Source organism: Fictibacillus halophilus, from assembly GCF_016401385.1.
In the GTDB taxonomy this organism is placed as follows: domain Bacteria; phylum Bacillota; class Bacilli; order Bacillales; family Fictibacillaceae; genus Fictibacillus; species Fictibacillus halophilus.
The window spans coordinates 3,312,756-3,335,439 of the sequence record NZ_JAEACF010000001.1 but is presented as its reverse complement, the minus strand read 5'-3'; the positions used below and the strand labels follow the sequence as shown (position 1 = coordinate 3,335,439).

The window sequence follows — 22,684 nt, the reverse complement described above, 5'->3', positions numbered from 1 at the left end:
TTTAGTATCTAGCTTTAATACTTACCCCGATCTTCCGCAGCTACTTCTGCCTGACGAGGTGACAAATCCTGATAAACAACTGATTTTTTCAGTCGTTCTCTAAAATACTCATTTAAATCTGGATCTGTACAGAAGATGAAACATCCCTTTTGTCCTCTAGTCATTAGTGTACGGTATGTATTCCTAATAATTTGATCTGCCAGCTCATGAGCTTTTTCTGGATTTTCTTTTGCTAGCGTCTTAATACCTTTAAGAGATTGATCAGTTTTTGCGCGTTTTGTGTAGTCGGTCATTACCTGGTCATCCTGAAAGGCAAGGTCTGGCCCAATAATAACACCTACATAATCAAATTCAAGTCCTTGAGATGTGTGAATACAGCCTGCTTCAGAGACAGAATCCTGATGTATTGCCCATATACTGTCAGAGAGGTTCCAGCTGATATTAAAATTATATTCCGGAATAACAATGTCTTTATGAAGAGTATTCGTTCGGCCATTTTTTGGCCACTCCCAGCAGTAACCGGCAAGCATACGTGATTTATTGTTTTTCTTATTTAGCTCTTCAATTTCCTGCAGCATATTATTCGGGTCATCGTACACTCTAAAATCATAATCAACGCCTCTATCATTTGCATTCGCCGTTTTTCTAATTTGAAGTACGTCATCCAACCAGGCCATATATGCATCAGATCCATCACATCGAAATTGTGAAGTGAGTTTGCCTTGTACTATTTCAGCATCTAACTCATTGGCAAACTTTTTAATTAAATCTATACTGCCAATATCTTTTAGAGTCACTTTTTGGTTTTCATCTATAAAGAAAATAGTAAATTTAGATGAATGGATTACTTCTTTTATCTGGTTTTCGCCTAAGTTGCTGAACAATCCTGACTTTTCATTCAAACGATGAGCTTCATCTACTATGAGTACGTCAAACTCATTTTTTTCTGATTCATAGAAACTGCCTGAACCTTTAAATAGATTATCGATTTGTGTTTTCTTGATGGTGCCTTTCAGTTTAGAAGCATAAACGCTACGTGGAGCTGAATTTTTTGAGACATATAATGCTGTTAAGTCTTCATTGATAAGATTGACAAGAAGATTTATAGCCATAACGGATTTCCCGGTTCCTGGTCCTCCTTCAATTACCATTACTGTCTTCTGATTGCTTTTGATACTCTCAATTGCTAAGTGAAAGGCATCTTCGTAAAACACTTTTTGTTCATCAATAAGCACAAATTCTTGATTACCTTTTAATAAGCTTGCGAGTGAATTTTGTAAGGATTTAGACGGCCGAATTTTACCTCGCTCAATCTGATAAATCAATTGGTTATGGTCACCGTAACGAACATATTTCTTTATAAAATCTCTTAATTTCTGTATCTCACCTTTTGCAAACACAGGTGCTTTAGCGAGATGATCTGAATAGTGAGGATCCATCAATGGGTCATTTTCTAACTTTCGATAGTTATGTAAATAGGCACACGGTTTCAATGCAATATGTTGATCTTGTACATTCTGATTAAAATCTTCAATTAAAGCAGCGTATGACCAAGCTTGATAAGATGGATGCGTGACCGTTCTCATTTTTCCTCCAAGATAGGTAGACACAAGTGCATCTTTAGACGTTACCTTTTCAACCTCAGACCATTGTTTTAACTCTACAATCACCACATGATCTTGAGCACCGTCATGGCCAGCTATTAAAAAGTCGACACGTTTAGATGTATTTGGAATCTTGAATTCTATCGCGACAGATGTATCATCTGGAATCTCGTTATCCTGCATCACATTTGACATGCGGTGAAGAGAATTCTCCCATGAGTGGATTTCACTTTTAGAAGTACGGCCGATTTTCTGTTGGTATGACTCGTAAAGACGTTCGACGAGAAGCTCGTTTGTAACATCGGATATAAATTCAGTCTTGGTCGCTTCGTAAATAATCAAGTTAGCGTCACCTCTTTGGAATTCTTCTCCATATATTTTATCACTTTACTAAAAGGAACAGAGTTATCATTCAAAAATTTGTAAAAGTTTAATGTGAGTATAATTAAACTCAGTTTTATTTTTATTTGATGGGTTTTGTCGCTTTTATGATAAAATAATACTTGCATTTTACATATTTTTCTATTTAAAGAATCGATATAGGAGAGATCATCTTGTCCAAAAATAGTTTAACAGAAAGTAAAATAACTCAAGTATTAGATTGGGCCTATGAAAAAGCAGTAAATGGATTACCTGGAACCGACACGGCAGCAGAGCTAGCAGAAAACTATTTAAGAAAGCATACTTCTGTAGATGATGCTATTGATAGCTTAATCCGATGGCAAAATGCTAAAGGTGTAACAAGTGGTTTTGTAACTGGATTAGGAGGTTTAATAACATTACCTGTAGCCGTTCCATCAAATATTGCATCAGTTATGTATGTGCAAATTAGGATGATAGCTACTATAGCCTACATGAGAGGTTACGAGTTAAAAGATGACCAAGTAAAGACTTTTGTATTTGTATGTCTGACTGGACAAGCTGCTACAGATATTTTTAAACAGGCTGGAGTTAAATTCGGAACTGCTATCGCTAAAGAGGCCATAAAAAAAATACCTGGAGAAGTTATAAAAGCAATAAATAAAGCTGTAGGCGTCAGATTAGTAACGAAATTCGGAGAAAAAGGAATTATTAACTTAGGAAAAGCTGTACCTTTAGTAGGTGGATTAATTGGCGGGGCGGTTGATGGTATAGGTACTAATACAATAGGAAAGACAGCGAAGAAAGTATTTCAATAGGTAAAGGGTGTGTTTGATTGGACACAATTGTTGATCTACAGATAGTAAGCAAATCGTTTCAAAAGAAAATGATCTTAGATAATGTATCGCTTTCAATTCCACCTAACAAGGTAACGGCAATTGTCGGAGCAAATGGTTCGGGAAAGAGTACATTGTTGAAGATGATTGGCGGAATAATAAAACCTGATAGCGGTCAAATCCTATATCGGAACGATCCGCCTATTAAAATTGGTTATGTACCTGAGCAAACCCCTGTGTTTTTACCTTTTACACCGACTGAATATCTCATACATATGGGAACGATTAGAGGATTACCTATTAAGTGGCTGAAAAAACGTATTGATAGCTTACTTGAAGTTTTTCACTTGGAAGACGAAAGAAATACTCGAATCACTCATTTTTCAAAAGGAATGAAACAAAAAGTTATTATTATGCAAGCAATGTTAGAAGAATCTGATTTGTTAATTATGGACGAACCGCTTTCAGGCCTGGATTTAAAGGCACAAAATGATTTGGAAGAGTTATTAATTTCCTTAAAGAAGAGCAATATTAGTATAGTTTTAACGTGTCATGAAACCAAGCTACTAGAAGAGGTTGCGGACCAAATAAATGTCATTCAAGATTGTAGGATTATTCAAATCGATAATCAACAAGAACATAGTGAACCTTTAAATAGACTCGTATTCGAATTACCGAAAGCTGTTTCCATCGATGCATTGAAACATATTATTACCTATGAAAAGGAAATTGATGCCGGAAGAAGATTGATAGAACTGAATGTGAGTCAAAAACAAACAAATAAAATAGTTAGTGAATTTCTGGACCGCGGTGCTTTAATAAGGCTGTTAGCGCCTTTACATAAGAGAGAAAATGAATTCTTTAAGCAGTTTTAAGGAGGAAATTTAAACAGTGAAGGGTTTGATTTTATACCACTTTTCCACTTATTTCCGAACATATAAGTATATTCCGCCATTTTCAGTGTTTATTATGATGCTTGTAATTAACTATACCTACGTACCCAATCCAATCTTAGATAGCTACGCTTATACTTCAATTTTGCTCTTTTTTATTATGGGATGGTTTACTATTACTATTTTTCATGCAGAGGATGAGGGGCAAAAAAATATTACTATAATGCATCTTAAGAATAAGAAGACATATTATATTGCACTTGAATTAGTTTGTATACTAATCAGTGTGGTACTAAGTATTTTAGCTGTTTTATATCCTGTTACTTTTAATGCCTTTTCCCCAGGATTAAATAATGCTCATATTGCTATGGGATTTTTAGCACATTTTAGCCTGGCTATCCTTTCTGTAGCACTTTCATCTTTTTTTACGAGAGACCTTGTGAGAAGTAATGCAAACACTTGGTGGGGTGTAAGTAGTGTTCTTATAGGAACATTAGTAATAGCTGTGGCAAAAATCGAGATCCTACAATTTATTAGCTGGATTACACCACCTTTACGTTATTGTTTGGAAATTATGAGTATAGATGACAATCAAATAAATGTATTTCCTGTTCAGGCTTATGAAAAGTTTGGATGGATTATACTTTATAGCTTGTTCTTCCTATCAATTTTCATAGCTTTCGTACAAAAAAGAAGAGTGCAATGAAGGGTAAGAGAAATGTTCCTATGCATCTTTAGGCTTTGGTCTGTTAGTTTCAAGCCAACCCAATATTTATGAGCAAATGGTAAAAGTTAAAACCTTTAACCAGTATTGTACAGTTGACAAAACCTCAACTCCGTAATAGTATTGAAAATTATATTTAGAACTACTAAAAACTTATAGATAGCAAGCTATGATCGCTGTAGGTCGTATTACAGCAGGAGCAGCTTCTGGAGAGACCGCTTTGTTAGCGGCGCCGAAGGGTTCACCATCTCAGGCAAACGGACAGAAGAGTATTGAATTTTGACATTGTTGTGCCTGTCATTTATAGCGCAGTGAATGCTTTTTTCATATTCTAATGTACAAGAGATTGGAGATTCTTCCAGTCTCTTTTTTTTGCGTTTGATTTGCATCTTAGAAGGAGGATTCATACGTGTCACAGCAAGAGTTGAAGAGAGATTTAGCTAACCGCCATGTGCAGCTGATTGCCATTGGCGGAACGATTGGAACTGGGTTATTTTTAGGTTCAGGAAAAGCGATTCAGCTTGCCGGACCGTCTGTTATATTTGCTTATTTAATCGTTGGGATCGCGTTGTTTTTTATGATGAGAGCGTTAGGAGAACTGCTGCTTTCAAAGGAAGGCTATGAGTCGTTTACCGATATTGCGGAGGACTATCTTGGTCCGCGAGCTGCGTTTATCACAGGATGGACGTATTGGTTCTGCTGGATCATGACAGCGATGGCCGATGTGATTGCGGTCGGTGTCTATGTTCAATATTGGTTTGACATACCGCAGTGGGTCCCGGCGATTGTCTGTTTGCTTCTTTTACTTGGGCTGAATCTGTTAACGGTAAAGCTTTTCGGGGAATTGGAGTTTTGGTTCGCTTTGATCAAGGTGATTACGATTCTAGCGTTGATTGTGATTGGCGTTGTCCTACTCGTCATTGGTTACCAAACGGATGCGGGTACAGTCTCTATAAACAACCTGTGGGATCATGGAGGTTTGTTTCCTAACGGGATGACTGGGTTCTTACTCTCGTTCCAGATGGTCGTGTTCGCGTTTGTCGGAGTGGAGTTGGTCGGAGTGGCGGCAGCAGAAACATCTGATCCTAGAAAGAATATTCCATCTGCGATCAATAAGATTCCACTTCGAATTCTATTTTTCTATGTGGGTGCATTGATCGTGCTGCTATGCATCAATCCTTGGACACAATTGAACGCGACGGAAAGTCCATTTGTTAAAACGTTCAGCTTAATAGGAATTCCGCTTGCAGCTGGAATCATTAATTTTGTTGTGCTAACTTCGGCGGCATCTGCTTGCAACAGCGGGTTATTTTCAACGAGCCGCATTCTATTCACATTAAGCAAGAGTGAGCAGGCTCCTCGATCTTTTAAGAAACTAACGAAAAATTCTGTGCCTGGAAACGCGCTTTGGGTTTCGGCTGTTGTTGTTTCAGTAGGAGCGCTTCTCAGTAAGCTACTTCCAGAGCAGGCTTTTGGCATCGTAACGACCATCAGTGCCATCTGTTTCATTTGGGTGTGGAGCGTGATCTTGATCAGCCATATTAAATACCGTAAGACACGATCTGATTTGCACAAAAAGTCGGCGTTCAAAGCACCTTTTGCTCCATTCATTAACTATGTGGTGCTTGCGCTGTTCGGGATCATTTTAATTGTGCTGCTCGTGGCAGAAGCTACACGTCCGGCGTTATTGCTGACACCCATTTGGTTTATTTTATTATTTTTCTTGTATGCTTTTAAAAAACCTATGCTGAAATAAAAGGATTGGTTATTTGGAATGCATCATTGATCTGGATCTTTAGAGACATCTTACATTTTATAAGTAGCATCTTTAAGCAGGTGATAAGCAGGAAGCGACGAATTTTCCTTTAGAGTTAATTACAAGGAGGTTTTTTAGGGTGAATTTGTCAAGAAATCGGAGAACAGATACTGCTTCAAAAGTCATCCCAGTTCCACCTCAAATCGTCTATCTAGCTATTATAAATCCGGATTCACTCATTCAATGGCTTCCGCCTGAAGGGATGTCGGGTAAAATTGATACCTATGATTGCCGTGAAGAAGGAGCTTATAAAATGACGCTTACGTATGAATTGGATGAGTTGATTCTTGGCAAAACGTCGGACAACACCGATGTGGCGGAAGGAACATTTTTGGAGCTGGTCCCAAACCAGCGAATTGTCCAATCTGTTAACTTCAATTCCGAAGATCCTGCTTTCTCGGGTGAGATGATACAGAAATGGATATTGGAAGATGTTTCGGGAGGCACTAATGTTACCATCGTTTGTGAAAACGTACCAGAAGGTATTCGTAAGGAAGATCACGACACTGGACTAAGGTCCACGTTAGAAAATCTTGCTGCTTTTACTGAGAAATTGTAAACAGACACATGAAATTTATCGGATTAACAAGTCAGAGATTTTTTTAAATCTCTGGCTTGTTTCAGTTATTCTATTCATCAGCGCGTATCTTTTAGTTTTTTAGTTTAGGGGCGCGGGGACGGTTCTCGTGCTTCTTATTATATTATTAGATGGAAAGGTAAATCCTTTAGTGTTTACAGTTGTAAGTTAGGAAGCAGCAGAACCGTCCCTTTGCTTTCCCTACCGCCTCGCACTCCATCGATTTATCAGTCCAACTAGATGACCATTTACGAAAATAACCCCAAGGATAATGATTGCTCCACCTAGAATACTGGTATAAATAACCTTTTCATGTAGAAGTAGCACGGCTGCTATCAGTGTAGAGACTGGTTCAAGGTATAAGAAAACAGATACTTGAGTGGCCTCCAACACCTCTAATGCTTTTGCCCAGTACCAGTAGGCAATACCGGATACAAAGACTCCAAGGAAGATAAGATGAGCCCATTCTACTCCATCTAGAAGAGTAAGCTTTTCCCAGCTTTTGTTCTGATAGATGAATGGGAGAGTAAGCAAAAGTCCCAAAGTACTCATGTAAAAGGTGAGGACCAATGCAGGCAATGGCACTTTTAGGCTTTTTAGTAAAACTGAATAAATGGCCCAATTTAAGGTACTGAGAACCATCAGTAGATACCCGATGTTGATCGAGAATCCTAATGACCTGTCTCCACCTACTGTTGTGACCAGCAACACACCACTAATGGCCAAAATAATTCCAATAGCCTTTGAAAATGTCATCTTTTCATGCAGAAAGACCATGGAAAGAACGACGGTGAAAATCGGGGATAACGTAATGAGCCAGCCTGCAGAGGATGCATCAATGGATAAAAGCGCGCTTGCCTGAATAACTTGATGAAGAAAAACACCAAGAATCCCTAATACGATTAAGTGAGGGATATACTGTATCGGCAGCTTCATGGAATGTTCCTTTTTTACAAGGATAAGTACTAATAAAAATAATGCACCTATACCAAAACGGATGACCAGAAGAGTAAAGGGATCAAGCTTGTCCAGTACCGCTTTAGTCGAGACAAAGGATATTCCCCAAAGGCTGATGGACATGGTGGCATACAATGAGGCTCCTAGCATTTTTCGAAATGAAATCATAGATAGGCTTTCCTTTCCCAGTCAATTGTTCTACCATCTTATGCTTGTCCTCGAAAAAACATGAGGATGAGAAGTTAGCTAGGGTCAAGAAAGTTCTTGTGAAACGAGGGGAAGGAAGCGGCAGAACCGTCCCTTTGTTTCATGAATCCATAAATAAAAGGGCAGAAACGCATTTACTCCTGTGTTTCTGTCCTTTTAGCATGTAAGGCTATCTTAAATTACAGCATTAAATCAGCGATATTTGATGAAAATGTCTGCTGTCTTTCATTTCACGAATGGTGTGAGCTATTTTTTCTATTCCGGGTTGTATTTGATGTTTTTCAACTTGAGAAATGCACAAGCGAATGAGGTTATCTTGATTAAATTCAGGCAGAAACATTCTTTCGCCATCATCAAGTAAAAGGTGTTGTTTATTTAATTGAGTTGTAAGCTTTTTGGCTGATACGTGAGGAGGCAAATAGATGGAAAGGTAAAAACCCGTATCAGGCTTCGTATAGTGCGTCCCTTCAGGAAGTAACTGTTCACATGCCCTTTTTAGTTCATTTATCTTATGAAAATAGATGTCCTTAATCTTTTTCAGGTGGTTGTAATACATTCCGCTTTTTAAATAAATGTCTAATGCACCTTGTGAGAGAACGGGACTGTTAAAGTCGGCACTAAACTTATTACGCAAAAAGCTTTCGATCATGCTGTTCGGCAAGACAACACTCGCAATTCGGAGCCCGGGGAGAAAGACTTTTGAAAAGCTTTGTATATAGATGACTCTTCCTAATGTATCAAAAGCGAAAAACGGATCGGCTTTCTTATCACGCTCTAATTCGCCTAAAAAATCGTCTTCTACGATATATACATCATATTTAGCTGCCAGCTCTACGATTCTTTTCTTCTCACTATTTGTATAGGAATGGCCAAGAGGATTCTGAAATCTAGGAATGACATAGAAGAACTTAATCTCGTTATTTTTAAATATAAATTCAAGACGTTCTAAGTCGATCCCGTTCATGGATAGTTCAATGCCAAAGGTCTTCACTTTGTTAAGTTTAAGCGTTTCAATCATCCCGAAATAGGTTGGTTGTTCTATTAAAATATTCTTTTTGTTGTTAGGAAAAGAGAGGGAAGTTAATATATGAATCGCTTGCTGTGATCCGGAAACGATGACGACATGGCTAGGATCGGTAAACACTTGAGAAGATTGAAGATTTTTAGTAATTTGGGTTCGCAATGAAGGAAGACCTTGTTGATCGGTATAGGTGAAAATTTCTTCTTTATAGTGTTCGATCGCTTGATTTAAACAGTGTTGAAATTCTGTGTAAGGCAACAGCGTTTTATCCGGTCCAGCAGATAAGAAATCAATAACTTCGGGCTGATCTTCAGAACGTCGAAATTCATTAACGATATAATAGCCCTTTTGAGGCACCGTATAAATCAAATGCTCTTTTTCCAGCTCATTGTAAGCTTTGATAATTGTATTCTTGCTACAGTTATACCTATCAGATAGCTGCCGGATAGAGGGCAGCTTATGGCCGGCTGCTAGTTTCCCGTCTATTAGCTGCTGCTTAATGGCCTCTAAAATGATCCTGTATTTTGGACTCAATCGTGCTTCACTCTCCTCTAACTGTACCCTGACAGTGGATGAAAACAGCGATAGTATCATCTATCACGTTCTAATAGTATGTGATTATATCCATTATAGTCGGGGAGGAAGGAAATTGGAAAAAGAAAAGATAGGGTTATATCTAGGCTTAGCAGGTGTGATCTGCTTTAGCCTTACCTTGCCTGCGACGACTATCGCTGTTGAAAATTTCGGGACGACGGTCGTTGGGTTAGGAAGAACGGTGCTTGCTGCATTGCTTGTAGGGATCATACTGATTGCAAAACGGGAAAAAGCGCCTAATCTACAGCAGTTTAAAAGCATCCTGATTGTTGCAGCAGGTGCAGTTTTAGGTTTTCCTTTACTCACTTCATGGGCAATGAAGACGCTGCCGGTTTCACACGGCGCGGTGGAAGTAGCGCTATTGCCATTAGCAACTGCCGGCATCGCTATGTACAGAGCAGGAGAGAGACCATCTGTACGGTTCTGGATATCTAGTATGATTGGTTCAGGAGCAGTTATTTTATATGCAGGTTCTTTAGGCTTTGGTTCTCTTCAAGTTGAGGATGCAGGAATCTTAGCTGCCGTCATCATCTTAGGTCTTAGTTATGCAGAAGGAGGCAAGCTGTCAAAGGAGATCGGAAGCTGGCAAGTCATTGCATGGGCTATCGTGATAGGAGCGCCTTTTTTTGTCATTCCAGTAGGGCTGAGTATTTCTGCCGAGATGTTACATGCTCCCGTACAAGCTTGGGGCAGTTTAATCTATTTGGCGGTGGTGAGCCAGTTTTTAGCATATGTCGCCTGGTACGCGGGCATGGCATTAGGGGGAATTGCGCGGATTAGCCAGCTGCAATATTTACAACCGTTTCTGATGATAATGTTTTCAGCCCTTTTTTTAGAAGAATCCATCACGACGATGACAATCGTCACTGCTATCATTGTCGTCGTTTCTGTATACATGGGTAAAAACGCACCGATATCTAAGTACCAAATAAGTGCAAAGATTAGTGAGACAAGAATGAGCAATAAGGGATAAAGAGATCAATATTAAGAAAAAACACCTAATCCAGCTTGTCCCTAGCAATGTTTTGCCTCAGACATCTGATTAGGTGTTTTCATTTATCTATGCTTTTAATTTAACATCAAATCGATCAGCGTCCATCACTTTTACCCAAGCTGCGATAAAGTCACGTACGAATTTTTCTTGGTTGTCATTTTGCGCATACACTTCAGCGAGAGCGCGAAGTTCCGAATTAGATCCGAACACAAGATCAAAGCGAGATGCTGTTCGTTTCACTTCTCCTGATTTACGGTCGCGGCCTTCGTACTCGTTAAAGCCTGTTGATTTCCACTCTACGCCCATGTCGAGCAGGTTTACGAAAAAGTCGTTCGTTAACGTGCCAACGCGGTCGGTGAATACTCCTTGTTTCGTATTCTTATAGTTTGTCCCAAGAACACGCAGACCTCCGACGAGGACTGTCATTTCAGGTGCAGAGAGACCTAGTAGCTGTGCTTTATCGACGAACATCTCTTCAGGGCTTGTACTATATTCTTTCTTTTGATAGTTGCGGAACCCGTCTGAAACGGGCTCTAATACATCAAACGTATCGGCATCCGTTTGTTCAGGCGTTGCATCTCCGCGTCCAGGTGTAAATGGAACTGTCACATCAAAGCCTGCATCTTTTGCTGCCTTTTCAACGGCTGCACTTCCGCCAAGAACGATTAAGTCGGCTAGGCTCACCTTCGTGTCGAGCTGATTTTGTAGATCTTGATAGATTCCTAGAACTTTCTCCAGCTGCTCAGGTTCGTTTGCTTCCCAACTCTTTTGAGGAGCTAGACGGATGCGTGCACCGTTCGCACCGCCGCGCATATCAGAAATGCGGTACGTGCTTGCTGAAGCCCATGCGGTTTTTACAAGCTCGCTCACGGTTAATCCTGTATTCAGGATCTTTTCTTTTAACTGCGCAATGTCAGATGGTGATAGATCGTAATCTACACTCGGAACAGGGTCTTGCCAGATGAGATCTTCGTCTGGAACCTCAGGACCTAAGTAACGAACTTTCGGCCCCATGTCACGATGAAGCAGTTTGAACCACGCACGTGCAAAAGCATCGGCGAATTCATCTGGGTTCTCGTAATAACGACGAGAAATTTTTTCATAGTCCGGATCCATACGCAATGCCATATCAGCGGTTGTCATCATCGTCTTCACGCGAATGGAAGGGTCTTCTGCATCAGGAGCCATATGCTCTTCTGACATATCAACAGGACTCCATTGATAAGCGCCTGCTCTACTCTTCGTTAACTCCCACTCGTAGCCGAACAGAAGATCAAAGTATCCGTTATCCCATTGTGTAGGGTTCGACGTCCACGCTCCATCTACACCACTTGAAATAGTGTCGCGGCCTTTTCCACTGCCATGACGGCTCAGCCAACCAAGTCCTTGTGTTTCGATATCTGCTGCTTCAGGGTCGTCTCCTACAAGAGACGGATCGCCTGCACCATGTGCTTTTCCGAACGTATGACCACCTGCGATAAGTGCAACCGTTTCTTCGTCATTCATCGCCATACGGCTGAACGTATCACGAATATCACGAGCACTTGCGAGTGGATCAGGCTTTCCGTTCGGCCCTTCCGGATTTACGTAGATCAGACCCATCTGAACTGCAGCAAGCGGGTCTTCCAGCTCACGGTCACCAGAATAACGGTTGTCCGCTAACCATTCTTTTTCCGTTCCCCAATATACATCTTCTTCTGCATGCCATATATCTTCACGTCCGCCAGCAAAACCAAACGTTTTTAGCCCCATGGATTCGATAGCTACGTTACCAGTGAAAACAAGTAGATCTGCCCATGAGATCTTGTTGCCGTACTTTTGTTTGATCGGCCATAAAAGACGGCGAGCTTTATCTAAGTTTACGTTATCTGGCCAGCTGTTTAGAGGTGCGAAGCGTTGAGAACCTGATCCACCGCCACCGCGTCCATCAGCTGTACGGTATGTACCTGCAGCATGCCATGACATACGGATGAAGAAAGGACCATAGTGACCATAATCCGCCGGCCACCAATCCTGGCTGTCCGTCATCAATGCATGAAGATCTTTTTTCAGGGCATCGTAATCCAATTTAGAGAATTCTTCACGATAATTAAAGTCGTCTCCCATCGGATTCGATTTTTTGTCATGTTGGCGAAGAACATTTAGATTGAGTTGGTTCGGCCACCAATCCTTATTTGTCGTACCATGAGGAGCTCTAGATGTCGTAATCGCACTATCTTTGTGGTGGGTGACAGGACATTGACCTGCAGACGTGTGCTCTTTTTGATCGGGCTTGTTGTTGTTTTCCATTACAATTTCCCCTTCCTTTTTTGGAACTTAAAATTGCAAAACACGAAAAGCCAAGATGTTAAATATTTGATTATTATGATAACTCAATTATAGAGGACAGGTAGGTGGATTCAAAGCGTAATGCACTTTTGATGTTCACATTAAGGATTATGTATAAAACGATTGCTCTGAAAGAAATCTAGAGCCTTAACTAACTATGGTAAAATGAACAATAACTATAAGAAATGAGGACCACCTAGATGTCTAAATTACCAAACTGTCCGAAATGCAGCTCTGCTTATGTGTATGAGGATGGAGCTTTTCTCGTTTGCCCCGAATGTGCTCATGAATGGTCTCCCGAAACAGAGAGTCAATCTGACGAAAAAGTTGTGAAAGATTCAAACGGAAACATCCTTCAAGAAGGTGACTCTGTATCTGTTATTAAAGATCTTAAAGTCAAAGGTACATCTTCTGTGATTAAGATCGGCACGAAAGTAAAAGGCATTCGTCTCGTTGAAGGCGATCATGATATTGATTGTAAGATCGACGGATTTGGCGCGATGAAACTGAAATCTGAATTTGTAAAAAAGATATAGCATGTTTGAATAACCACCATTCCCCGGTGGTTATTTTTTTTCGCGAATTGAGCCTGCCTAACTCGTTAATCCCCGTCCTTCCAGTATTTAACGCTTATTTTTTCTCAAAAAAAGATGGAGAAACATAAATAAAAAAAGGTTAACAATCGAATACTTAGGGTATTTAAAGAAAGTATGTGTGCATAAAAATTTTAAATTCAAACTTTGTATTCTACTATAGTAATTATTCATAGATTGGTCGCAAAAGGAGAGGCAGAATGAATATACATTTTGAACAAAAGAAGCAGCAATTAGGTATTCGGGAAATTTGGGGAAGCAAACAGCAAACCATTTCTTCTGTCTGCTTTGATTCCAGAAACGTAACCAATAACTCTTCCTTTGTCTGTATAACTGGAGAACAATTTGATGGTCACACCTTTATCGAAAGTGCTATCGGGAACGGTGCTGTTGTGGTGGCTGGTGAAAATAAAACGATTTTAAAAGAGGCGAGCGAAGCCTATCGTGATGTTACATTCTTACTCGTTCAGGATGCTCGTGTATTTATGGCTCAATTGTCTATCCTATTTAATAACCGTATACATGAAAAATTAATTACAGTTGGTATTACAGGTACGAATGGTAAAACGACGGTCGCGGCGTATGTTAGATCGTTGATGAACCTATGTGGTGTTAAATCCGGTTCGATTGGAACTACCGGTATGATTTCCTCAACAGGAAACCTAAATATGAAACAGTCTACACCAACAACACCTGAAGCACCCGATCTTCATCACATCTTCAAACAGTTTGTAGAGAATGGAGATCAACTCGCTGCGATGGAGGTCACTTCTGTAGGAATCGAACAAAAAAGAACGGCAGGCATCCAATTTGATGTAGCGATTCACACAAACTTATCGCCAGAACATTTGGAGTTTCATCATACCTTTGAAAACTACAAACGAGCGAAGTTGAAGTTATTTAAACAAGCTAAAAAAGCGGTTGTGAACATTGATGACGAGGGTATGGGGAAAGAAATCGTACAACTATTTACAGGTCCTTTGCTAACGTACAGCATGAATGAAGAGAGCGGTGCAGATGTGATCGCAACGGATGTTAAACAGGTAGCGAACGGTACTTCATTCACTTTATCACTTCAAGGAAAACGTTATTCTGTAATAACACCTTTTTACGGATCTTATAATATCGCGAATCTGCTTTCTGCAATCTGTACAGGTTTGCATATCGGAATTTCATTAGAAAAAATGCTTCATGTTCTACCTGAAATGACAGGACCTGAAGGAAGATTTGAAATCATTCATAAGCAAAAGCGCAAGATTATTTTGGATTACGCGCACACACCGGTTGCATTACAAAACCTTGTAACAGAAGTGAAAAAGCTGCCATACAGTCGACTGATTGTGTTAGTAATGGGAATAGGTATTAGAGATAAAGAAAAGATGCCCAAAATGGCGGAAACGATTGAGAATCAAGCAGATGAAATCGTCGTATCTGTTGATCATCCAGGATACAACGACCCGAGTGAGATCGTTGGTCACGTGATGAAGGGATTCAAAAATCCAGACGCACCAAACATTCACTCAGAACTTACCCGTCATGATGCAGTGATTAAGGCATTGTCTCTGAGTGAAGAAAATGACATTGTTCTTCTCACAAGTGGCTGCATCAATGGTGCTCAAATTGTTAAAGGAGAGAAGATTCCTCACTCTGATAAAGACATTATTGCAGACTTCTTTAGAAGTAAAAAAGTTGCGAAGAGTGGGAGAATGTTTGCTTCTTCTAAGATAAAATGGGCTGCACCCAAAAAGCGAAACATTCTGTAAAAAAGATAGAAAATTTTAACCCCGTTATCGTGATAGCGGGGTTTTTAGTCGTTGTTTTTACAGTAAACGAAGCATCAAACACGCTGATTTTACAGTTATATGGCATAACCCCTGAACAAGCCGGGTATTGGTTATTACTTACAAAATGTCGAAGGAGCTGACAGCGTGAATACACTTTTCTTAGTTTCTTTTTTAGTGAGTTCCATTGTGACAGGTGCGAACTCGAGCGAAATGGCCTTGAATCGGACGAGCAATGAAGTAACGCAGAATGAAGAGGAAACACAAAGCATTTCTGAGCCGATCGATACGGAGAAACAGCAAGATGCTGTTTTGAAATTTATCAATGTGGATGTGGCAGCAGTCTCTACCTACGAAGTACAAGCCTTTGATTCTTTGGCTAGCGTTTCAGGCGGAAATTATACAGACGACGAGACCATGTATTTGGAGTTGGTGGAAACGACGATCCCTGCCTATGAAAAAGCAGTGGCAAAAGCGAAAACCATCGATGTTCAAGGAGAAGAATTAGTAGGAATGAAGAAGCAAATCGTAAAAGCTACCGAAACTTTTTACGAAAGCTTAATTCTGCAGCGACAAGCGTTAGAACAACAAGACGAAAACCTGATGACACAGTCTAATCTAAAATTAAAAGAATACTTTCAGTTGGTAGATGCTTATCACGCAGAGATGGAGTTGTTGAGCAAAAAATACGAAATTGAATATAAAGACGCTCCTAGTAAGCCAGAGCAATTGGAGCAAACAGAGGAAGGCGATTTCTTGTAATTGCAAATGAAGTGGGTTTTAGTTAGTGCTAAGACATAGACTTCTATAAGACTCCATGTATAAGTTGCTTGGAGCGTAAGGTGTGAGACTCCTGGGGGCTCACCGCACGCCCCCAGGAAAGCGAGCATACTGAAGCGCAAAAGCAGCCTCTCTCAAGACTTCTAGATATAACAAAAAAGTAGCTACCCTGTAAAAAGGATAGCTACTTTTTCTTAATATGCCTGTGATTCAATCGCTTCTTCATCACGCATTGAAAAAACTTCTTCGCAATCGTTAACGCGTTAAACAAGTCCTACTCGCTAAACGGCGAGAGCATCTTTATAAATTCCCGAGTCGCATACGTAACATATTTATCTTTCTTTTTTATAATACCTAGCTTATAAGGTAGTGAAGGATCAACGATCGGAATGGCTTTAATCAAATTTTGGTCTACCTTTTTTGCGATGGATTCTGGAAAGATAGAAACTCCTAAGTTCTCCCCGATCATGCCGCTGATGAAGTCCCATTGTGAGCTTTCATAGGAAATCTTCGGATGAAATCCAGCTGTAATACACTCTTCGATTACACGATCATGCAGGGTGAAGCCTTCTTTAAAGATAATAAAAGATTCTTCCTCCAATTCTTTCATCGATACTTTTTCTCTATTCGCGAGTGGATGTGAGTGATGAACAAACAACATGAGGTGCTCGGTTAAGAAAGAAACGATCTCGAGTTTATCTTCATTTAAGGGCATGACGACAACCCCGAGATCTAAGAGACCGTCATTCACTTCTCGCTGCACACGATTCGCCCCATGTTCAACGAGCTGAATCTGTATTTCAGGGTAAGAAGCTTTGAATTTCTTGATGATTTTAGGGAAAAATAAGAAGCCGATCAACGGGGGAATCCCAATTTTGATTTTCCCTTTTTTTAAGTTCATTAAGTCGTAAAGGTTAGATGATAGATTGTCCAAAGACTCTAGAATCATCTTGCTTTGCTCAAACACGATTTCGCCGGCTTCTGTTAGTTCAATCTGTCTTGAAGATCGGTCAATCAGTTCCATCTCAAGTTCATCTTCTAAACTTTTTACCATTTTACTGAGACTAGGCTGAGATAAATGCAGTACAGTAGAAGCTTTCGTGAAGCTTTTATGTTTGGCTACAGCATGAAAATAGGTCAATTGTCGAATATCCATATGGAGAACTCCATTCTATAACTTTTGTGCATACTATCTATAGTTATAATTCATTTTACTTAATAAATACACAGGAGTAAAATGTCCTTCGTGCAATGAAAACTTTTGAAAAGTAAGTGCTAATAGATGAAAGCGCACTCTTTCTATATAAAAAAGGAGGAAAGATTTTGATTAGTATCATAATAGGTCTGGCTCTACTCATGTTTTTTGCCTACCTGGGCTGGTCGATCATCTGGGTCGCTCCAATCGTAGCGGGTATTGTTGCTCTGATGAGTGGTTTAGACTTGATGGACGCGTATACCAATACGTATATGACCGGCTTTGTAAACTTCGCGAAAGCGTGGTTTCCGATCTTCTTGTTAGGAGCCGTACTCGGTAAATTGATGGAAGATACGGGAGCTGCTAAATCGGTTGCGATTCAGTTCACGAAGTTTATTGGTGAAAAACGAGCAATTCTCGGAGTTTTGGTAGCATCAGCTGTCTTAACTTACGGTGGCGTAAGTTTGTTTGTCGTTGTGTTCGCCATCTATCCGATCGCGTTGGCATTGTTTAAAAAAGCAGATATCTCTAGAAGATTGATCGCACCTACGATTGTTCTTGGGGCATTTACGTTTACGATGACTGCTGTACCAGGAACACCGCAGATTCAAAACTTAATACCGATGAACACGTTTAAAACGACGCCAATGGCGGGTACCATTATCGGTATTGTAGCTACGCTCATCATGGCAGTCGGCGGATATTTCTGGCTGAAGTTCAGAGAGAACCGTCTAACAGCAGCTGGTGAAAAGTATACAGAACCAAATAAGTCAAAAGAGAATGAAGATGAAAATGAGGAACACCTTCCAAACTGGATTCTTTCGTTAGTCCCTTTAATCGTTGTTGTTATTTTACTTAATTTCTTAAAAATCGCTCCAATTCCTTCGTTGTTAGCGGGAATTCTGGCTATTCTTCTTATCAATATCAAGCAATACAAAACGTTCATTCCTTCTATGAATGAAGGTGCCAAAGGTTCTGTAATGGCGATCATCAATACGAGTGCCGCGGTTGGATTTGGTGCGGTTGTAACGAGTGTACCTGACTTTGACCGAATTACTGATTTACTTTTAGGAATCTCAAGCAACCCACTTGTATCTGAATCCTTAGTCGTACAGCTTTTAGCAATGATCACTGGTTCAGCTTCTGGTGGTATGGGAATCGCGTTAGAAGCTCTTGGTGGAACATACTATGACTTATCTCAGTCAACAGGCATGAGTCCTGAGGCATTCCATAGAATGGCATCCATTGCATCTGGTGCATCGATCTTGCCTCATAACGGAGCATTGTTAACTCTTCTTGCGGTAACACAGTTATCGCATAAGGAAACATACAAAGATGTATTTGTAGTCGCTTTAATCATCCCTACCATTGCCGTAATTGTTGGAATCATTATGGCAAGCATGGGAATTATATAAAAACTTTTTAGGAGTGAGTATAGTATGGTAGAAAATAAAGTAGTCGTTATTACAGGTTCTGCAAGTGGTATCGGATTTGAAATCGGAAAAACATTCGCTCAAAACGGAAGCAAAGTAGTTTTAACAGACCTTAATGAAGAAGGCGTTAAAAAGGCTGCAGAAGAATTAAAAGGTCTTGGACTTGAAGCGATTGGTCTTAAAGCTGACGTTACAAGTGAAGAAGACATTAAGAGCATGATCGAAACAGCTCACAAAGAGTATGGCCGTGTTGACGTTTTGATCAACAACGCTGGTCTTCAGCACGTTTCACCAATCGAAGAGTTTCCAACAGCTAAATTCGAACTCATGATCAAAATCATGCTAACTGCACCATTCATCGCAACGAAGCATGTAATGCCAATCATGAAGCAACAAGGTTTCGGCCGTATCATTAACATCTCATCCATCAATGGTTTGATCGGATTTGCTGGAAAAGCGGCTTACAACAGTGCAAAGCACGGTGTAATCGGTCTTACAAAGGTTGCAGCCCTTGAATCAGCAGCAGAAGGTGTTACAGTTAACGCACTTTGCCCAGGTTATGTAGATACACCGCTTGTTCGCGGTCAAATGGAAGACTTGGCGAAAACAAGAAACGTATCACTAGATAAAGTACTTGAAGAAGTTATCTATCCATTAGTTCCACAAAAACGTTTGTTAGAAGTTAGCGAGATCGCAGACTATGCGATGTTCCTATCCAGCGACAAAGCGAAGAGTGTAACAGGACAAGCAATCGTTATCGATGGCGGTTATACAGCTCAATAATATTAAATTTCGATGAACCTCAGCCAAGTATTTTGGCTGGGGTTTTCTTTATGGATCTGAAGTGAGTGAGTGTGGAAGGTCGCTCCGATTTAATAGGCTTGATGGTATATGGATAGGGGATAAGAGTCGAATATTGTCGACTCGTCAATATATGAATAAAACTCGTGAAATTATGACCGATACTAGCGGAATTAATACCAATATTTTACGAATCAAGTCTGGAATTTCGGAATTTTTCTCTGTAGATACCCCTTGTGGTATCAACTAAAATCACTCATAAACCACCAAAAATATTCTACCTCATTTTGTAGAATATGAGTCGCAAACACAAAATTGTGACCTTAAACGAAAGAAAAAACCAACTAAAATCATCATGTTTTAGTCGGTTTTATCTTTAGGCTCAATTTGACACCAAAGCAAGTATCATGCTACAGCGCATCTCTAACCACTTTCTTATAATAAAGAACAGACAGCACCCCAAAGATTGAATAGAGGATCGTATACACGACCATGACGATGATCATGGGTGTCCAGAGTTCAGCTCCGAACAGGAACCAGCCAGATTGTACGGCGAAATAGCTGTGAAGCAAGCCGATCAACAGTGGAATGCCAAAATTAAAGAGCTGCTTAAACTGAATACCTTTCAACAGATCACTTTGTGTGTACCCTAGTTTTCGCAAAATCATATAGTTTGGTTTTTCACTTTCTCCTTCATCCATCTGCTTGAAGTAGAGGATACACCCTGAGGTGACAAGGAAAGTCAGTCCTAAGAAACCTACGATAAACATCATGAGTCCCATGTTTTTCTTTTGATTTGTGCTGATTTCATGACGAGATTCGTTGTCTAGCTTTTTGTATATTCCTGTGGATCTAAATAATTCATCCGCCTTTTCTATTTGTTCTTCATTTTTTATGTCTACCCCGATATAGAGCGTTGATTCCTTCTGTACCTTAGGATCAATATCTTTTTTCAACTTCGTAAAAATAGCATCATCAACGATGGCGGTAGGAACACCTCCAGCTGTAAAATACCAGGATACGGGGTAATCTTCCTTTAAGCCTGTATAACGTTGAGTGATCGTTTCTGTTTTTCCATTTATTTTAATTGTTCCAGAATTCTTTAAAGGCATAAATTTTTGAAGCAGGTCGTTATAGCCGGTGAAAACCACTTCGTCCGGTGAGAGATCCATGCCATCGACTGATTTTTCGCTGATTAAAGGAAGCGGCATCGCTTTTGGATCGATAGTGAGTTCATTTAAGCTTCGATCAATAAGCTGTGAGGCGTTTACCGTCACCTGGATGACTTCAATCGATTTTTCAGAATAAGGAATTTCGTTTTTCCTCAAAGCGGCTTGAAACGTATCTGCTGACTCTCTATTAATGATTGAAAAGTCATGCGGAACATTATTTTCAGCCGTCTTCTCTGCAGAATAGTACGAAATGTAGGCAAGGCATAACAAAGCGATCGAGAGCGCTGATACGGTTGTAATGATCATGAGCAGAAGTGCGTTCGACTTCATGCGGAACATAACAGATGCGAGTGACATCACTTCGTTAATGGACAGATATCCACCTTTTCTCTTTCTCGCTAGGTTTAAAAGAAAACTAACAGAGCCTTTATAAAAGAAGTACGTACCTAAAATGACGGCAGCCAGTATGAAGATCATTGCTCCAAATAATTGAGGCATCGTTGTAAAATCGCCGCCAAACAGTTTGGAAGATACGATATAACCTGTCGTGATCAGAACAAGACCTACGATTCCCATGACCATCTCAAAGCGAGATAGTTTTTTCACTGTAATTTCTGTAGAAGAAGTGACACGAAATAAAGATAAGATGGTCTGTCTTTTAATGAACGTGTAGTTCATGATCATGATCAACAGATAGATCGCGGTAAAAACAAGAACCGTTTGTACAAGCGCTTGTGGTGAAAATCGTAATGATGCGATGGAATCAACACCAGTCGTCTTGAACAGAACGAGAATCATTAATTTTGAAAACGAAAATCCTGCAAAGATTCCGATCAACAAGGAACCAAAGTAGAGGAATAAGTTTTCAATAGAAAGAATGCGAAAAATCTTACCCTTAGTCATCCCGATTAATTGGAACAATCCAATTTCTTTGCTGCGTCGTTTGATAAAGATGTTGTTCGCGTAAAGTAAAAAGACCGAAACGATCACGACTAGTAAGATAGAAGCGGCTCGAATCGCGGCTTCACCTTTTACAGTACCTTCAACAGAATCCATCGATGGATCATATTGCAGCGTCACAAAAGCAAAATAAAGGGCAGAACTGAACACTAAAGCAAAAACATATAGATAATAATTTCTTAAGTTTTTCTTTAAGTTACGAAAAATGAGTTGATTAATGTTCATGTTGAACACCACCTAAAACACCTTGCGTTTTCATAATATCCTTAAAGAAACTTTGCCGATCCTGTTCTCCTTTCATAAGCTGCGTGTAGATTTGTCCGTCTTTTATAAAAACAACACGACTGCAATAGCTTGCTGCTACAGGATCATGCGTCACCATAAGAATCGTCGCTTGTCTATTTTGGTTAAGGCCGCTTAGCTTGTTTAGAAGGTCAGACGCAGACTTGGAATCGAGTGCACCGGTCGGTTCATCCGCAAAGATGATACTTGGGTCATGAATGAATGCACGAGCCGCAGATGTTCTCTGCTTCTGTCCACCAGAGATCTCGTTCGGATATTTATCTTTTATCTCCGAAATACCGAGTTCTGTTGCGACTTGCTCAAACTTCTTTTCAGCTTCTTTTTTCGGTGTTTTGGTTATCGAAAGCGGCAGCAGAATGTTTTCTTTAACGGTTAGAGTATCTAAAAGGTTGTAATCTTGAAAGATAAAGCCAAGGTGATTCTTTCTGAACTCTGCCAACTGCTTTTCTTTCATGGCTGTCATCTCAAACGAGTTGATATGAATTGTCCCTTCGCTCACTTGATCGATGGAGGATAGGACGTTCAACAATGTCGTTTTACCAGAGCCAGATGCTCCCATGATGCTGATGAACTCACCTTTTTCAACGGAAAGATCAATGCCTTTTAGGACGTGTTGTTTATTATTTTTATTTCCATAGCTCTTATGAAGCTTCACTGCTTTCAATATACTCATGATTTAATACCCCTCTCTTATAGTTTCATTATAGAAAGCATTTCAGCTCTTTTCCTTCTGTTCACCGAACAAAACAGAAAAG

At 39.9% G+C, this 22,684-nt stretch carries 18 protein-coding genes and 1 riboswitch; of the genes, 11 read left to right on the top strand and 7 right to left on the bottom strand.

Going from position 1 to position 22,684, the window contains the following annotated elements:
- Nucleotides 1-14: 14 nt before the first annotated feature.
- Nucleotides 15-1,946: a DUF2075 domain-containing protein gene (locus I5J82_RS16975; protein ID WP_198768827.1), complete on the bottom strand. Its 1,932-nt coding sequence runs from the start codon at nucleotides 1,944-1,946 to the stop codon at nucleotides 15-17.
- 212 nt (nucleotides 1,947-2,158) lie between these two features.
- Between I5J82_RS16975 and I5J82_RS16970 the strand changes: the two genes are divergently transcribed.
- From I5J82_RS16970 to I5J82_RS16950, 5 genes are all read left to right on the top strand, one after another.
- Entirely contained in the window at nucleotides 2,159-2,782 is a 624-nt protein-coding gene (locus I5J82_RS16970; protein WP_233096519.1) for an EcsC family protein, read from the top strand.
- A 17-nt stretch (nucleotides 2,783-2,799) separates the two neighbouring features.
- Nucleotides 2,800-3,675 carry an ABC transporter ATP-binding protein gene (locus tag I5J82_RS16965; RefSeq protein ID WP_198768826.1) on the top strand — a complete coding sequence of 292 codons (876 nt, stop codon included), beginning with the start codon at nucleotides 2,800-2,802 and terminating at the stop codon, nucleotides 3,673-3,675.
- 16 nt (nucleotides 3,676-3,691) lie between these two features.
- The gene (locus I5J82_RS16960; protein WP_198768825.1) at nucleotides 3,692-4,399 is read left to right on the top strand and encodes an ABC transporter permease; all 708 of its coding nucleotides are present in this window, start codon (nucleotides 3,692-3,694) and stop codon (nucleotides 4,397-4,399) included.
- A 214-nt stretch (nucleotides 4,400-4,613) separates the two neighbouring features.
- Nucleotides 4,614-4,692: riboswitch (glycine riboswitch) on the top strand.
- A 134-nt stretch (nucleotides 4,693-4,826) separates the two neighbouring features.
- A complete protein-coding gene (locus tag I5J82_RS16955; protein ID WP_198768824.1) occupies nucleotides 4,827-6,173 on the top strand; it encodes an amino acid permease in 1,347 nt (448 codons plus the stop codon).
- A gap of 139 nt (nucleotides 6,174-6,312) precedes the next feature.
- Nucleotides 6,313-6,792, top strand: coding sequence for an SRPBCC family protein (locus I5J82_RS16950; protein ID WP_198768823.1), 480 nt, complete (start codon nucleotides 6,313-6,315; stop codon nucleotides 6,790-6,792).
- Nucleotides 6,793-7,011: 219 nt separating this feature from the next.
- Here I5J82_RS16950 and I5J82_RS16945 read toward each other — a convergent pair whose 3' ends face one another.
- A complete protein-coding gene (locus I5J82_RS16945) occupies nucleotides 7,012-7,935 on the bottom strand; it encodes a DMT family transporter (RefSeq protein WP_198768822.1) in 924 nt (307 codons plus the stop codon).
- A 226-nt stretch (nucleotides 7,936-8,161) separates the two neighbouring features.
- Nucleotides 8,162-9,529, bottom strand: a complete 1,368-nt coding sequence (locus I5J82_RS16940; RefSeq protein ID WP_198768821.1) for an aminotransferase-like domain-containing protein — start codon at nucleotides 9,527-9,529, stop codon at nucleotides 8,162-8,164.
- Between the two features lie 115 nt (nucleotides 9,530-9,644).
- On the opposite strand from I5J82_RS16940, the gene I5J82_RS16935 reads away from it, so the two are divergent.
- Nucleotides 9,645-10,562 (top strand): DMT family transporter, encoded by a 918-nt coding sequence (locus tag I5J82_RS16935; RefSeq protein WP_233096518.1) that lies wholly within the window; start codon nucleotides 9,645-9,647, stop codon nucleotides 10,560-10,562.
- An 87-nt stretch (nucleotides 10,563-10,649) separates the two neighbouring features.
- On the opposite strand, the gene katG is transcribed toward I5J82_RS16935, so the two are convergent.
- On the bottom strand, nucleotides 10,650-12,872 hold the full coding sequence (gene katG, locus I5J82_RS16930) for a catalase/peroxidase HPI (protein ID WP_198768820.1): 2,223 nt from the start codon (nucleotides 12,870-12,872) through the stop codon (nucleotides 10,650-10,652).
- A gap of 239 nt (nucleotides 12,873-13,111) precedes the next feature.
- Between katG and I5J82_RS16925 the strand changes: the two genes are divergently transcribed.
- The 3 genes from I5J82_RS16925 to I5J82_RS16915 all read left to right on the top strand — a co-directional run bounded on the left by I5J82_RS16925 (nucleotide 13,112) and on the right by I5J82_RS16915 (nucleotide 16,047).
- On the top strand, nucleotides 13,112-13,447 hold the full coding sequence (locus I5J82_RS16925; RefSeq protein ID WP_198768819.1) for a zinc ribbon domain-containing protein YjdM: 336 nt from the start codon (nucleotides 13,112-13,114) through the stop codon (nucleotides 13,445-13,447).
- 257 nt (nucleotides 13,448-13,704) lie between these two features.
- Nucleotides 13,705-15,267 carry a UDP-N-acetylmuramoyl-L-alanyl-D-glutamate--2,6-diaminopimelate ligase gene (locus I5J82_RS16920; RefSeq protein ID WP_198768818.1) on the top strand — a complete coding sequence of 521 codons (1,563 nt, stop codon included), beginning with the start codon at nucleotides 13,705-13,707 and terminating at the stop codon, nucleotides 15,265-15,267.
- A 165-nt stretch (nucleotides 15,268-15,432) separates the two neighbouring features.
- On the top strand, nucleotides 15,433-16,047 hold the full coding sequence (locus I5J82_RS16915) for a hypothetical protein (protein ID WP_198768817.1): 615 nt from the start codon (nucleotides 15,433-15,435) through the stop codon (nucleotides 16,045-16,047).
- Nucleotides 16,048-16,339: 292 nt separating this feature from the next.
- On the opposite strand, the gene I5J82_RS16910 is transcribed toward I5J82_RS16915, so the two are convergent.
- Complete coding sequence (locus I5J82_RS16910) at nucleotides 16,340-17,221, bottom strand: LysR family transcriptional regulator (protein ID WP_198768816.1); 882 nt, start codon at nucleotides 17,219-17,221, stop codon at nucleotides 16,340-16,342.
- Between the two features lie 167 nt (nucleotides 17,222-17,388).
- On the opposite strand from I5J82_RS16910, the gene I5J82_RS16905 reads away from it, so the two are divergent.
- Together I5J82_RS16905 and I5J82_RS16900 are read left to right on the top strand one after the other, a co-directional pair.
- Nucleotides 17,389-18,675 (top strand): GntP family permease, encoded by a 1,287-nt coding sequence (locus I5J82_RS16905; RefSeq protein ID WP_198768815.1) that lies wholly within the window; start codon nucleotides 17,389-17,391, stop codon nucleotides 18,673-18,675.
- Between the two features lie 24 nt (nucleotides 18,676-18,699).
- Complete coding sequence (locus I5J82_RS16900) at nucleotides 18,700-19,476, top strand: 3-hydroxybutyrate dehydrogenase (RefSeq protein WP_066399431.1); 777 nt, start codon at nucleotides 18,700-18,702, stop codon at nucleotides 19,474-19,476.
- A 428-nt stretch (nucleotides 19,477-19,904) separates the two neighbouring features.
- On the opposite strand, the gene I5J82_RS16895 is transcribed toward I5J82_RS16900, so the two are convergent.
- On the bottom strand, nucleotides 19,905-21,851 hold the full coding sequence (locus I5J82_RS16895) for an ABC transporter permease (RefSeq protein ID WP_198768814.1): 1,947 nt from the start codon (nucleotides 21,849-21,851) through the stop codon (nucleotides 19,905-19,907).
- Nucleotides 21,841-22,602: an ABC transporter ATP-binding protein gene (locus I5J82_RS16890; RefSeq protein ID WP_198768813.1), complete on the bottom strand. Its 762-nt coding sequence runs from the start codon at nucleotides 22,600-22,602 to the stop codon at nucleotides 21,841-21,843. Before I5J82_RS16890 ends, I5J82_RS16895 begins: the two co-directional genes overlap by 11 nt.
- Between the last annotated feature and the right edge of the window lie 82 nt (nucleotides 22,603-22,684).

What these genes read in the sequence shown, in the direction of transcription:
- I5J82_RS16900 (WP_066399431.1), top strand. Translation starts at nt 18,700, where the DNA reads ATGGTAGAAAATAAAGTAGTCGTTATTACAGGTTCTGCAAGTGGTATC.
- I5J82_RS16895 (WP_198768814.1), bottom strand. Translation starts at nt 21,851, where the DNA reads ATGAACATTAATCAACTCATTTTTCGTAACTTAAAGAAAAACTTAAGA.
- I5J82_RS16890 (WP_198768813.1), bottom strand. Translation starts at nt 22,602, where the DNA reads ATGAGTATATTGAAAGCAGTGAAGCTTCATAAGAGCTATGGAAATAAA.
- I5J82_RS16910 (WP_198768816.1), bottom strand. Translation starts at nt 17,221, where the DNA reads ATGGATATTCGACAATTGACCTATTTTCATGCTGTAGCCAAACATAAA.
- I5J82_RS16925 (WP_198768819.1), top strand. Translation starts at nt 13,112, where the DNA reads ATGTCTAAATTACCAAACTGTCCGAAATGCAGCTCTGCTTATGTGTAT.
- I5J82_RS16945 (WP_198768822.1), bottom strand. Translation starts at nt 7,935, where the DNA reads ATGATTTCATTTCGAAAAATGCTAGGAGCCTCATTGTATGCCACCATG.
- katG (WP_198768820.1), bottom strand. Translation starts at nt 12,872, where the DNA reads ATGGAAAACAACAACAAGCCCGATCAAAAAGAGCACACGTCTGCAGGT.
- I5J82_RS16920 (WP_198768818.1), top strand. Translation starts at nt 13,705, where the DNA reads ATGAATATACATTTTGAACAAAAGAAGCAGCAATTAGGTATTCGGGAA.